The following is a 13,596-nucleotide window of genomic DNA, read 5'->3' on the forward strand; positions in this document are numbered from 1 at the left end:
GGTGAAAAGCGTCTCCTACTTGCGGCGCAGCGACTTCGCGGCGGGTCGGTCGTTGCGGGACATGGATTCCTCGGTGCCGTACAGACCCTCACGGCGTGCAATACGTGAGGTGCGCTGCGCGGTTACCGGGCTAGTGAACATGGCAAACAGTACCAGCAAAACGAGTATTCCTAAATCCCCGCGCTCGGCTACGCTGAAGGATTCCGCGCCAGTGATGCGTATGATGGCGCCGAGGATGGTGAGGATAAGCCCTGTGGTTTGTGGCTTGCTTACCGCGTGTACACGAGACATCGTGTCCTTGAACCGAGCGATGCCGATGGCTGCGGCCAAGGTGAGGACGCTGCCGCCAATAATGAGGATGAGCGAGAGTACATCTGCAATAAAGGACCAGCTCATTGGCTATCCCTCTTCCTAAACCTGGTGACGGATACGGTGGAGATGAATCCCAGCAGCGCAATGACCAGCATGGCTGAGACCACGGTCGTGTTAAGTGACCAGCACATATAGGTAGCCAGCGCGCACTGGAACATCGCGGTAAAGCCATCCATGCCCACCAAGCGGTCCAGCGAATTGGGGCCGGTGACAATACGCCAGACGGTGATGAGGAAGGAGACCACCAGCAGCGCGGCGGCCACCAGCAAAATCGCGTTATAGATCTGCGGATCCATTAGGGGTGGCTCCTTTCAAAGATGTCGATGAATGAGGCCTCAAGGTGGGCCACGGCACCGATTTCGCGCTGAATCTGGGCCTCATCGCGGGCGTCTAAGATATGGACGGTAATCATGCGGTTGGCAATGTCGATATCGGTCACCGTGCCGCCTGGCTGCAGGTTATACAGCGTTACGGCCAGGGAGAGTACGAACTCATTATCCAAGCGCATGGGCAGCTCCAAGATGGCGGTCTTGGGCACCGGCTGCGGGCGCACGGCCAGCCAGCCCACCTTGAGCGAGGCGTAGAACAACTCCCAGAACCAGCGGAGCATGAACACAATGAGCTTGCCCCAAGAGACGTCGATGCCGGTGATAGGCATGGCTGGCAGCGGCAGGGCAAAGACAATGACGACGCCGATGATAAGCCCTGCCACCAGGTTGCCCACGGTGACCTCGCCCATGAGCATGCACCACATGACTACCAGCCAGACGATGAACCACGGGCGGAAGCGGTGGCGCAGACCGGAAAAGCGCGTGTTAGTCATCGCTAATATCCTTCCTCTTGGCGGCGTCCGGGGACTTTACATCCGTGGAATGCGAATCGCGGCCACCGGCTTCTGGGTCGGTGCGGGCATCTAAGTCCGGTGAGGCCGGAGGCTCCGCCTCAGGGGAGGGGCTGCGGCGATTTTCATAGGAGTCCGCGCCGCCGGTGTAGCGCTCCTTCTGGTTGAGGTGGCGGGTGGGATCATCCGCGCGGTCGCCCAATACCGCGTACTGGTAGATAGAAGTATCTTGTGCGGATTCGGCAGCGCGGGAAGTCACGCCGGACATTGGGCCGGCCAGGAAGGTAATGGAGGTGGACGCGGCCACCAGCAGGGTAGTAGAAGCAATCATGCCAAAGGGCACGCGGCCCACATCCTGGCGGGCGGAAAATTCCACCTCATCGGTGATATCGGAAAGCGGGGCGGGGCGCGCGAGAGCCACGTTGCCTTCCGGGGCATCGGCGCGGTCGCGTTGGAAGCCCTTGGCCCACACCAGCATCATGACGTAGAGGGTCAGCAGCGAGGTAACCACCGCACCGACGATGAGCACCCATGCCATCCAGGAACCCTCATTAGCACCGGCCTGCAGCAAGATGACCTTGCCCAAGAATCCGGAAAACGGTGGGATACCGCCCAGGTTAATGGCCGGGATGAAATACAAAATTCCGATCAGCGGGGCCGAGTACATCAGCGAACCCAGGCGGCGCAGCGACGAGGTACCGGCCTGGCGCTCAACCAGTCCGACCACCAGGAATAGCGCGGTTTGAACCAGAATGTGGTGCACGGCGTAGAAGATGGCGCCGGACAGGCCCTGGGCGGTGCCGAGGGAAACACCGAAAATCATGTAGCCAATGTGGCTGACCAGGGTAAAGGACAACAGGCGCTTAATATCGGACTGCGCAATTGCGCCCAGGATGCCCACCAACATCGTGGCGAGGGCGACCCACATGAGCACGGTATCGAGCCCACCAGCGGTGAAGACGGAAGTGCGGGCGCGGATGATGGCGTAGACACCCACCTTGGTCAGCAGGCCGGCGAATACGGCCGTGACTAGCGACGGCGCTGTGGGATACGAGTCCGGCAGCCAGGCGTCCAGCGGAACCACGGCCGCCTTAATACCGAAGGCGACGAGCAGCGTGGCAAAGATGGCGGTGCGAGTTCCTTCCGGGATGTCCTGCATGCGCTGGCCGATCTGCGCCATGTTCATCGTGCCCACGGAGGAATATACAAAGCCCAACGCGAGCAAGAAAATCATGGACGAGGCCATCGACACCATCACGTAGCCCACACCGGCGCGCACGCGACCGGCCGAGGCACCCAGGGTCAACAGCACATACGACGCCACGAGGAAGACCTCGAAGCCCACGTAGAGATTGAAGAGGTCGCCTGCCAAGAAGGAGATATTAACGCCCATGGTCAGCAGCATGTAGGTGGGCAAGAAGACGGCCACCGGCTCGTCCTTGGTGCCATCGCGCACGCCCTGGGAAATGGCGTACCAAATGACAGAAAACAGCACCACGGAGGACGTAAAGAGCATCACCGCAGAGAGGCGATCCGCCACGAGCGTGATGCCCACTGGGGCGTCCCAGCCACCTACCTGTAGCGTTTGGATGCCCTCAAAATCAGCAATGAGAATGAGGATGGCATTAACCACTGCGGTAATGAGCAGCGAGAAGAACACGATCTGGCGCTGCGCATTGGGGATGCGGCAAAAAATCAAGGCGAGGGCCGCGGCCACCGCCGGGATGATAATGGGCAGCGGAATGAGGTAGCCGATGTAGGGAAAGAGGACATCGACAAGCGGCTGTACGGTCTCACTCATCGTCGGCCCCCTTTACTGGTTGCTCGAAGGATTCGGGTCCGAAGTTATCGCCTTGCTTGGTGGCGCGGCCCGTGGTCGGATCATTGGACGCATCGTGGTCTGGGTTGGCGGCCACATTGCCAGGGCGCGCAGCCTTAGCCGCAATCGCGGTATCCTCCGCGTCATCTTCAATGACATCGTCCGTGCGGTAGCGGTACTGGCGGTAGGCCAACGTAAGGATGAAGGCCGTAAGTGCCATGGAGATAACGATGGCGGTAAGAATCATCGCCTGCGCCAGTGGATCCGCAATCTCGGCGCCGTAAGGCTCCGACTCGCGGCCGTCGATAGGCGGGGAACCGGCCGAGCCGCCGGACTGCAGCAGGAAGAGGTTGGCTCCATTGCCTAATAGCAACAAGCCCAACATCATCTTGGTCATGGTGCGGTCCAGCAGCAGGTAGACGCCTGCCGCGACGAGTACGCCCGCGGCCAGGAGGAGGAAGAGGTTGGCTTCCATTTTATTTCTCCTTTCCTGTTGTCGCGGCTGTGCTTGCTGTGGCGGCTTGTTTCTTTTCCTTGCGTTGCGCCCGTTGCGCCTTTTGCTTGGCGGTGCGTTGGCGTTGCTGCCGGGCCAGCGAGCGGGCACGATCGCGGGCGCGCTGCTTACGCATTTCCTCTTCCTCATCCAACTTGGCACCCAAGGAATTCAGGATGTAGAGCGTAAGGCCCACGACGATGAGGTAGACGCCCGCATCGAATACCAACGCCGAAGGCAGCGAAACCTTGCCGATGAGCGGAATCTCCGGCGAGGTGTACCCGCTGGTAAGCGGTGGGTGCCCAAAGAACATTGGGGCCACCACGGCCACCGCGGATAGGAAGAGTCCGGTACCCATGGTGCGGCCGGCGTCGATAGGCAGGGTTTCATCCAGCTCTGCGCGCCCGCCAGCCAGGTAGCGCAGGATAAGAGCCAGCGCGGCGACGAGGCCACCGGCGAAGCCGCCACCTGGTGCATTATGGCCCGCGAAGAAGAAATAGAAGGAAATCGCGACCATAGACGGGAAGAGTACGCGGGTAGAGACATCGATCATCAGCGAACGGTTGAGCGCCTGCTCTGATTCCACGCCGGCTGCCAGCCAGCGCCGCCCAGTAACTTGCAGGGTGGGGCGGCGGCTCGCGCGGGCGAAGGACTGGGTGCGATAAATCAGAGAGGCCACGCCCAACGCAGCGATGATGATGACCGTGATCTCGCCAAAGGTATCCCATGCGCGCAGGTCCACCAGCAAAACATTGACGGTATTGGCGCCGTGGCCAATCTCCTTGGCCAGATCCGGCATGAACTCAGAGATGGGCTTGGACTGGCGCGCGTTGATGGCAAACATCGCCACCACGGTTACCGTCAGGCCCGTGCCCACCGAAAGCCACGCGCGTAGGCGCCCCATTTTGGGATCCTGCTTCCACTCGGTGGAGGCCGGCATGCGGCGCAGCACCAGCATGAAAAGTACCATCACGATGGTCTCCGTCAGCAGCTGGGTAAGCGCCAGATCCGGAGCGCCATGCAGCGCAAATATGAAGGAAAGCGTATAGCCGGTTACGCCAACGATAATGACGGCGGACAAGCGATTATCGGTTACCGTAGCGGCCACAGCGGCCACCATGATGATGAAGGCGGCCACTACCTGCCAAGGATTTTCCGCCACGATCATGCGGATATCGGTGAGGTCACCTTTAATGAGCATGGCTAGCGGTAGCAGCATCAACGTGGCAAAGATGACCGTCAAGTTCAGCTGCAGGGAACCGCGTTGCGTGGTTGCCGTCGTGTGCAGCGAGAGCTTGCGCAGATGAGCGATGACCGAATCATAGGCATCATTCGCATTGCCCAGAGCGGGGTAGGAGAATTGCCATTTTTCTAGCACCTGCCGTTGCCAGTGCAGGATGATACCGGCAACGATAATGAGCGCCGAGAGGCCCAGTGCCACGTTAAAGCCATGCCACAATGCCAGTTCGCTATGTGGCTTGGGGTCGAAGGTGGAATTGAGGTGCTGGTCAAAGGCCGCCGAGAGTGGCTTGGGGAATACGCCGAGCGCCACAGTTAAAGCAGTGAGCACGGCGGGGGAGAGCCACAGCCCCATGGTGACGGGATGCATCTTGGCGACGGCCTCTGCTGGCTCCGTGCCATTAACCTCCGGCTTGGTAGCAAAGGCACCCCACAAGAAGCGCAGAGTATAAGCCATGGTGAGGATGGAGCCGAGGACATAGGCCACGAGCATCATATTGCGCGGCATGCCGGCCAGTAGCTCCTCGTGCATGGTGGCTTCCAGCACGGCCTCCTTGGCCACGAAGCCAAAGAGCGGTGGGACGCCAGCCATGGACAGGCCAGAGATGATCGCAATGCCGAAGAGGAACGGCTCCTTGCGGCCCAAGCCGGAAAGCTTGGTGATATCCCTCGTGCCCGAGCAGTGGTCGATAGTGCCGACGACCATAAAGAGCGCGGCCTTAAATAGCGAGTGCGCAAAGGTCAGCGCGAGACCAGCCTGCATGGCCTCGCGCGAGCCCACGGCCGCGATGGAGGTGATAAACCCCAGCTGGGAGACGGTGCCATAGGCCAGCACCAGCTTCAGGTCGCGCTGCTTGAGCGCCATCCAACCGCCCAGCAGCATGGTAAATACGCCAAGGGAGATAACCACCACGTGCCAGGTGGCGACCTCATACATTGAGGGGGCCAAGCGCGCGACCAAGTAGATTCCGGCTTTTACCATCGCTGCTGAGTGCAGGTAGGCCGAGACCGGAGTCGGCGCCGCCATCGCACCCGGCAACCAGAAGTGTGCCGGCGCGATTGCGGACTTCGTCAGCGCGCCCGCCAAGATGAGCACGATGGCGACTGTGACAAATGGCGTCTGGGCAAAGTGCTGATAGGCGGCGATATCGCTAAAGGTCCACGCCCCGGTCTGGCGTCCGAGCAGGATGATGCCCATGAGCATGGACAGCCCGCCCAGTGCGGTGACCATGAGTGCCTGCTGCGCGGCGCGGCGGGAAGAGGCACGCTCCGCGTAGTAGCTGACCAAGAGATAAGACAGCACGGAGGTAATTTCCCAAAACACATACATCAGCAGGAAGCTATCCGCGGCCACCAGCCCAAACATGGCGGTGGCAAAGCCCACCATTTGTGCGGCGAACATCGCTAAGCGCCGCCGCGTGCCATCGAAATAGCCCCAGCAATACACCAGTACCAGTGCGCCCATGCCCAAGATGATCAGGCTAAAAAGGGCGCCCAAACCGTCCAGATGCAGGTCAAAACTTAGGTTCGCGGACGGCATCCAAGCCACGGTGTAGTCCACACCACCGCCGTCCTTGAACGTTCCGCGCAGAAAAAGCGCGAGTGTCCATACGAACCCAGCGGCGGGAACCAGTGCCAGAATGCCAAAAGCCGGGCGCCCCATCCGCATGATGAGTAGCGGTGCGGCCACGGTTGCGGCGATGAGAGCACCCAGAAGTAATAGCACGTTGGTTACTACGCTCCTTATGGTTGTGTCACGTTCTTATACCCCGCTGCCGCGAATACCACGAGCACACAACTGACGAGAGGCGAGAACATTCACGAGCCGCGCGCCGTTGAGTACGCCGCGGCGGCACAGTGCAAGCAACATGGCCGAGCGCGGGGCCAACTTTTTGCCACTTTACCGGTTCTTCCACGGCTTTGAAAGGAAAAATTTTGTGCACTGTATTATATGCCGCTATTTCGGGCCGTCTTAGAGCAGAAAGAAACCCCGCATCCCATCGGTTCGGGACGCAGGGAGTTGGCGGCAAGCCGCTAAACCGAAGCGGTGGCAGCCGCGACGGCCGCAGCGGCCGGGAGGGGTGAGTCCTTAGGCGTAGCGCTGCAAGAAGAGCGCTTCTGCGGCAGCGATGTTCTCGATCTCGGTGGGATCGACGGACTCATTGGCCGAATGGATGGTGCACTTTGGCTCCTCCACGCCGTAGAGAGCGATCTCCGCCTTGGGGTGAGCCTCTTGCAGCTCGGTGGTCAGCGGGATGGAACCGCCCATGCCCTGTGCGGCGGTGTCCGTGCCATAGGACTCGGAAAGGCACTCGCCCAGTAGTGCAGCGGCGGGCTTTTCTGGATCGGTGGCAAAACCGGCATTGGCCTCAAGCACTTCGGCCTTAACGTGGGCGCCCCATGGGGTGTGGGCGCGGAGGTGATCGCAGACGGCGTCGGCAATCGCAGCGGCATCGGCACCGGCCGGAACGCGCAGGTTGAGCTGCGCGGAAGCGGTGGCGGGCACGGCGTTGACGGCCTCTGACACCGGGGTGGAGGTAAAGCCGGTCACGGTAATGGCCGGGCGGGACCAGACCATGTTGGCCACCGGGGTGGCACCGGCTGGGTCGTCTTCGCCCATGATCTTAGTGCCCTCCAGCAGCTGCGCATCGGCGCGGAAGGCCTCGGCTGGGTACTCTTGGCCGGACCACTCGGCGGTGGTATCCACGCCGTCGATAACGGTGCGGCCGTATTCATCGGACAGGGAGTCGATGGCGCGCATTAGCGCCTTGGCGGCATCCGGTGCCGCGCCGCCAAACTGGCCGGAGTGCACGGCGGAGGCCAAGGTATCGACCTGCACGCCAATCTGCGCGCCGCCACGAAGGGACGTGGTCAAGGTCGGCTGGCCCACAGCGGCGTTGCCGGCATCGGCGATGAGGATGGCGTCGGCAGCAAAAAGCTCCGGGCGATCCTTGATGAGCTGGGACAGGCCCTCGCCGCCGCGCTCCTCAGAGCCCTCGATGAGGTACTTCAGGTTCACCTTGGTGCCGCCGTTATTGTCCACCGCGCGCAGGGCGGCCAGGTGCATGGCCACATTGCCCTTGCAATCGGCGGCGCCGCGGCCGTACCAGCGGGTGGAGCCATCGGCGGCCGCGCGCTCGGTCAGGGTGAACGGATCGGATTCCCAAGCCTCGCGGTTACCGGCCGGCACCACGTCATAGTGGGAGTACAGCAGTACCGTCTTGGCGCCCTCATCGCCCTTGCGCTCACCCAAGATGGCGGTGGAGCCATCGGCCGTGGTGATGGTTTCCACGCTCACTCCAGCCTCTTCCAGTGCGGACTTAACCCACTGGCTTGCGCCCTTGGTCTGGTCTTCCAAACCTGCCTCGTCGTGGACGGAGTTAAAGGCCACGAGCTCGCTGAGCTGGCGGAAAATGGTCTCGCGATCGTTGTGAATGCTTTCATTAAGTGCAGTCATGGTCTCTACGGTACCCGCCCGCCCCAAGCTATAGAGCAACCGGAATAGGAAAACGCTGGGGTGGTGAACTAAAATTTATTCATTCCACCCTGTGCGGATTCTGTCCGTTCGGACTCAAACCGAGGAAAGAAACCGGTACCAAACAGGCAGAAACGGACGTAGCTGGCTGCGGCCCGCTGCGTGGGTGAAATAAGAAACTTTCATAGCCGAGAATAGAAAGGACCTGGCATGGCGAACGCACCATCCGCCGCAGGTTCCAAGGCCTCCCTGCCCGAGCTGACTCTGCGCGGCATCATCATCGGTGGCCTGATTACCCTCATCTTCACCGCCGCCAATGTGTACTTAGGCCTGAAGGTGGGCTTGACCTTTGCTACCTCCATCCCGGCCGCCGTGATTTCCATGGCGGTGCTGCGCCGGTTCAAGGGCCACAATGTTAAAGAAAACAACATTGTGCAGACCATTGCCTCTGCCGCGGGCACCTTGTCTGCCATCATCTTTGTCCTCCCGGGCCTGGTGATGGTGGGGTACTGGCAGGGCTTTGGCTTCGTGCAGACGGCCGGCGTGTGCATCATCGGCGGCGTGCTGGGCGTGATGTATTCCATCCCGCTGCGCCGCGCTTTGGTCACCGGCTCCGATCTTCCCTACCCGGAAGGCGTCGCCGCGGCCGAGGTCCTCAAGGTGGGCGATGAAAATACCTCCGGCACCAGCCAGGAAGAAAATGCCAAGGGCCTGCGCGTCATCGTCGCGGGTGGCATTACCTCGGCCGTCATGGCGCTGCTGACCGCAATGAAGGCCGCCGCCTCCGAGGTCACCGCCTATTTCAAGCTCGGCGCTGGCGCGACCACCCTGGGCACCAGCCTGTCCACCGCGCTTATCGGCGTGGGCCACCTGGTGGGCCTGCCGGTAGGCATTGCCATGCTGGTAGGCGTGGTGATTTCCTACTTCATCTTGCTGCCTATTTTCACCACCGGCGATATTACGGGCGCCACCGCGCTTGCCGACGTCGTCGATACCACCTTCTCCGATGACATCCGCTTCATCGGCGTGGGCACCATGGCCATCGCCGCCATTTGGACCCTGCTGAAGATCGCCGCTCCCATTGCTGTGGGCATCCGTCAGTCTCTAGCCTCCTCGCGCGCCCGCAAGTCCGGCTCAGCTGTGGACGTTACCGAGCGTGATATTCCCTTCCCATATGTCGCCACCACCATCGTGGCGTTCATGGTGCCTATCGCATTGCTGTTGTGGGACTTTGTGCGCGGTACCGATATTCACGACCACATGGCCGTGCTCATTACCGTCTCCGTCCTCTTTACCCTGCTGGTAGGCCTGATTATCGCCTCCGTGTGTGGCTACATGGCCGGCCTGATTGGTGCGTCTAACTCGCCAATTTCCTCCATCGGCATCATCGCCGTGCTCGCCGCCTCGCTGCTCATCGCGGCCGTCACCCGCGGCACCACCGCGGATCCTCTGTCTTTGGTGGCCTATACGCTCTTCACCGCGGCCATTGTCTTTGGCATTGCCACCATCTCCAATGACAACCTGCAGGACCTCAAGACCGGTCAGCTCGTCGGCGCTACTCCGTGGAAGCAGCAGGTAGCGCTCATCATCGGCGTGGTCTTCGGCTCCCTGGTCATCCCGCCGATTCTGCAGGTCATGCTCAATGGCTTCGGCTTCCAAGGCATGGAAGGCGCTGGCGAAGACGCCTTGGCCGCCCCGCAGGCGGCCCTGATGTCCTCCGTTGCCTCCGGCATCTTCGATAGCTCGTTGGATTGGAACCTTATCTTCATCGGTATGGCCATTGGCGCTGTCCTTATTATTATTGACGAGCTCCTGCGCAAGTTCACCGATAAGTACTCGCTGTCCCCGCTGGCCGCCGGTATGGGCATGTACCTACCGGCCGCCCTGACCATCGTCATCCCCATTGGTGCCATCTTGGGCACCTTCTATGACAAGTGGGCCGCGAAGCAATCCCACCCGGAGTTTGCCAAGCGTATGGGTACCCTCCTGGCCACCGGCCTCATTGTGGGTGAGTCCCTCTTTGGCGTGGTCAACGCCGGCATCATCGCCGCCGCGGGCGGCGAGAGCCCGCTGGAAATCTTTGAGGGTGGTGCCTCCGCCACCGTGGTGGGCGTGATCCTCTTTATTATCGCGCTGACGTTCATCTACCGCTGGACCAAGCGCACGGTGAAGAGCTCCTAGTTTCTGATCCATTCCTTAATATAATGGCGTCCCTTCGCGGGGGCGCCATTTTTTCTTGCAGTCGCGGTGGGAGAGTGCCAGAATGGTCGTTAGCACTCGCACAGTATGAGTGCTAGATCAATCTACTTCGTTGTGGTTGAGGTTGGTTCACACTCACCAGCCATGCCGTCGCGGGCGTCCGCAGCGAGAAAGACGTGAGTGTCGTCCTCAATAAACCAAGGAGCACAAACACAATGGCAAAGATTATCGCTTTTGATGAAGAGGCCCGCCGCGGCCTTGAGCGCGGCCTAAACACGCTTGCCGACGCCGTCAAGGTCACCCTCGGCCCCAAGGGCCGCAACGTCGTCCTGGAAAAGTCCTGGGGCGCCCCGACCATTACCAATGACGGTGTTTCCATCGCTCGCGAAATCGAGCTCGAGGATGCTTACGAGAAGATCGGCGCCGAGCTGGTCAAGGAAGTTGCCAAGAAGACTGACGACGTCGCAGGCGACGGCACCACCACCGCAACCGTGCTGGCACAGGCTCTGGTACGTGAGGGCCTGCGCAACGTAGCCGCAGGTTCCAACCCAATGGGCATCAAGCGCGGCATCGAGACCGCAACCAAGAAGGTTGTGGACTCCTTGCTGTCTTCCGCCAAGGAAGTAGAAACCCAGGAGCAGATTGCTACCACCGCTGGCATCTCCGCTGCTGACCCGGCCATCGGCGAGAAGATCGCCGAGGCCATGTACACCGTGGGCAACGGCTCCGTAAACAAGGACTCCGTTATCACCGTGGAAGAGTCCAACACCTTCGGCGTTGACCTTGAGGTTACCGAGGGCATGCGCTTTGATAAGGGCTACATCTCCGGCTACTTCGCCACCGACATGGAGCGCCAGGAGGCAGTCCTGGAGGACCCGTACATCCTGCTGGTTTCCTCCAAGATCTCCAACATCAAGGACCTGGTTCCGCTGCTGGAGAAGGTCATGCAGTCCGGCAAGCCGCTGCTCATCATCGCTGAGGACGTTGAGGGCGAGGCCCTGTCCACCCTCGTTGTGAACAAGATCCGTGGCACCTTCAAGTCCGTTGCGGTTAAGGCACCGGGCTTCGGCGACCGCCGCAAGGCCACCCTGCAGGACATGGCCATCCTCACCGGTGGCCAGGTCATCTCCGAGGAGGTCGGCCTCTCCCTCGAGACCGCCGAGCTCGAGTACTTGGGCCAGGCACGCAAGGTTGTCGTCACCAAGGACGAGACCACCATCGTTCAGGGCGCTGGTTCCCAGGAGCAGATCGACGGCCGCATCAAGCAGATCCGTGCCGAGATCGAAAGCTCTGACTCCGACTACGACCGCGAGAAGCTGCAGGAGCGCCTGGCTAAGCTCTCCGGCGGCGTTGCCGTCCTCAAGGTCGGCGCCGCAACCGAGGTCGAGCTCAAGGAGCGCAAGCACCGCATCGAGGACGCAGTCCGCAACGCAAAGGCTGCCGTGGAAGAAGGCATCGTTGCCGGCGGCGGCGTAGCGCTGCTGCAGGCTGCTTCTGTCCTGGATTCCCTGGATGACCTCAAGGGCGACGAGGCTACCGGCGTCAAGATCGTCCGCGAGGCTCTGTCTGCACCGCTGAAGCAGATTGCGCACAATGCTGGCCTGGAGCCTGGCGTTGTCGCCGATAAGGTCGCCTCTCTGCCGGCAGGCCAAGGCCTGAACGCTGCTACCGGCGAGTACGTCAACCTCATGGAGGCTGGCATCAATGACCCGGTTAAGGTCACCCGCTCCGCCCTGCAGAATGCTGCCTCCATTGCAGCTCTGTTCCTGACTACCGAGGCTGTTGTTGCTGATAAGCCTGAGCCAGCCGGTGCCAACAACGGCATGCCGGATGCTGATGCCATGGGCGGCATGGGCTTCTAGATAAGGCCCCGATAAGATCTAGGATACGGCTCTCAGAGCCTCCTAGCCCCTTTTGAGCGCCCTGCTAGTGTGCTTTAGAGCGCATGAGCAGGGCGCTTCCGCGTGTCTGCACTGTCTTGCTTGAGCGATGCGATATGGCGATGTCCCGTCTATGCGAGAAACCTGTCCGAAAATGCTTGTCATAGTTGGTTTCGATCTGGTCTGCAGGTTAACGGATACCCTGGACCTTTACCGTGTTTAATGGCTTAACAATTACCGCCACAGCTTTTAACACCTGAACCATGCGCCCCAGTGACCCCGTATAGGGGTAACTGAAGGGCAGAAATTTATAAAAGTTTTTCGCTCTCAGGGGTGGAGTTTCAGGCCTATCTATCGTTCGTTACACGGAAAAGCGTTACAGTGTTAAGTTTTAATTCACTTATCTATTTGGGGTGTGGCGAAAAAGCCCAGTTCAGTGGACTTTGAGTTGGGGTAAAAAGTTTTTAATGACTGCCATAACTTATAACCCCATCCTTATCAAGTTGCCAGTGTGTCGGAACGTTCATGCGAATTTGACTTGATTTCGTCCAAACTTGTGCCAAAATAAATCATGTGACGCCCACTGAGGGTGTCTGCAAACTGCAAACCCCTCCGCGGCAAAAGCTTCGGATCTATTTTAGGAGTTCAAATATGGATCTCTCTAACGTTATCACCCACCTCGACAACTTCGTAGACACCTGGGAAGGCTGGGGCAAGGTCCTGGGCAACGTTGGTTCCTTCTTCCAGAACACCATCTTGGCCTTCGACTTCCTGTCCTCCGAGCCTGAGGCAGCTGATTTCTTCCCAGGCACCTCTTCCCTGATTACTGAGAACAAGTAATTCATTTACTTCTCATCGGGGCCTTTTAGGTTCTGATCTTCAATCTTCAAATACTAGTCCTAAGGAGATAAAATGGACGGCTTCATTAACTTCGCAATCGGTTCTTCCGAGTTCGCAAACGACCTGAACATCTACGCAACCCTGATCGAGCCGCTCGTTCAGATTGCTAAGGGCGCTTCCCAGCTGCTCGGCATGTTCGCATAAGAACATCTTTCAGCTCTGAGCTTTAACGCTCGCTGAAAAAGGAAGGCCTACCGAATCGGTAGGCCTTCTTTTTGTTTTATTGCTCAATTGGGGGCAGGGGTAACTGCGAAAATGGGTTAAGTAGCAGAATGTGTGTCCGCTCGGCGTGTCGCGGGCGGGTACACGGTTAGTTACTTCATGGGGCCTTTTCTGATTCCTATCGAGTGTTCGTACTCGGTTGGGATAGCGTTGTCG

Annotated in this window: 11 protein-coding genes; 4 read left to right on the forward strand and 7 right to left on the reverse strand. The window is 59.9% G+C overall.

Going from position 1 to position 13,596, the window contains the following annotated elements; genetic code table 11:
- Positions 1-15 precede the first annotated feature (15 nt).
- From MHX61_RS10010 to MHX61_RS10040, 7 genes are all read right to left on the reverse strand, one after another.
- Positions 16-396: a monovalent cation/H(+) antiporter subunit G gene (locus MHX61_RS10010; protein ID WP_179387013.1), complete on the reverse strand. Its 381-nt coding sequence runs from the start codon at positions 394-396 to the stop codon at positions 16-18.
- The gene (locus MHX61_RS10015; RefSeq protein ID WP_005325614.1) at positions 393-668 is read right to left on the reverse strand and encodes a monovalent cation/H+ antiporter complex subunit F; all 276 of its coding nucleotides are present in this window, start codon (positions 666-668) and stop codon (positions 393-395) included. Before MHX61_RS10015 ends, MHX61_RS10010 begins: the two co-directional genes overlap by 4 nt.
- The gene (locus tag MHX61_RS10020) at positions 668-1,195 is read right to left on the reverse strand and encodes a Na+/H+ antiporter subunit E (protein ID WP_239194527.1); all 528 of its coding nucleotides are present in this window, start codon (positions 1,193-1,195) and stop codon (positions 668-670) included. The genes MHX61_RS10015 and MHX61_RS10020 overlap by 1 nt, the downstream gene beginning before the upstream one ends.
- Positions 1,188-3,014 carry a Na+/H+ antiporter subunit D gene (locus MHX61_RS10025; protein WP_239194529.1) on the reverse strand — a complete coding sequence of 609 codons (1,827 nt, stop codon included), beginning with the start codon at positions 3,012-3,014 and terminating at the stop codon, positions 1,188-1,190. The genes MHX61_RS10020 and MHX61_RS10025 overlap by 8 nt, the downstream gene beginning before the upstream one ends.
- Positions 3,007-3,507 carry a Na(+)/H(+) antiporter subunit C gene (locus MHX61_RS10030; protein WP_239194531.1) on the reverse strand — a complete coding sequence of 167 codons (501 nt, stop codon included), beginning with the start codon at positions 3,505-3,507 and terminating at the stop codon, positions 3,007-3,009. The genes MHX61_RS10025 and MHX61_RS10030 overlap by 8 nt, the downstream gene beginning before the upstream one ends.
- A gap of 1 nt (position 3,508) precedes the next feature.
- Positions 3,509-6,490, reverse strand: a complete 2,982-nt coding sequence (locus tag MHX61_RS10035; protein WP_239194533.1) for a Na+/H+ antiporter subunit A — start codon at positions 6,488-6,490, stop codon at positions 3,509-3,511.
- Positions 6,491-6,853: 363 nt separating this feature from the next.
- Positions 6,854-8,221 carry a M20/M25/M40 family metallo-hydrolase gene (locus tag MHX61_RS10040; protein WP_239194536.1) on the reverse strand — a complete coding sequence of 456 codons (1,368 nt, stop codon included), beginning with the start codon at positions 8,219-8,221 and terminating at the stop codon, positions 6,854-6,856.
- Positions 8,222-8,449: 228 nt separating this feature from the next.
- Between MHX61_RS10040 and MHX61_RS10045 the strand changes: the two genes are divergently transcribed.
- From MHX61_RS10045 to MHX61_RS11340, 4 genes are all read left to right on the forward strand, one after another.
- The gene (locus tag MHX61_RS10045) at positions 8,450-10,420 is read left to right on the forward strand and encodes an OPT family oligopeptide transporter (protein WP_239194538.1); all 1,971 of its coding nucleotides are present in this window, start codon (positions 8,450-8,452) and stop codon (positions 10,418-10,420) included.
- 233 nt (positions 10,421-10,653) lie between these two features.
- The gene (gene groL / locus MHX61_RS10050; protein WP_239194540.1) at positions 10,654-12,300 is read left to right on the forward strand and encodes a chaperonin GroEL; all 1,647 of its coding nucleotides are present in this window, start codon (positions 10,654-10,656) and stop codon (positions 12,298-12,300) included.
- 669 nt (positions 12,301-12,969) lie between these two features.
- Positions 12,970-13,158, forward strand: coding sequence for a hypothetical protein (locus MHX61_RS10055; protein ID WP_239194542.1), 189 nt, complete (start codon positions 12,970-12,972; stop codon positions 13,156-13,158).
- 72 nt (positions 13,159-13,230) lie between these two features.
- Entirely contained in the window at positions 13,231-13,362 is a 132-nt protein-coding gene (locus MHX61_RS11340; protein ID WP_255717690.1) for a hypothetical protein, read from the forward strand.
- The last annotated feature ends 234 nt before the right edge of the window (positions 13,363-13,596 follow it).

Origin of the sequence: Corynebacterium sp. ACRPF (assembly GCF_022347395.1) — a bacterium.
Classification (GTDB): Bacteria; Actinomycetota; Actinomycetes; order Mycobacteriales; family Mycobacteriaceae; genus Corynebacterium; species Corynebacterium tuberculostearicum_D.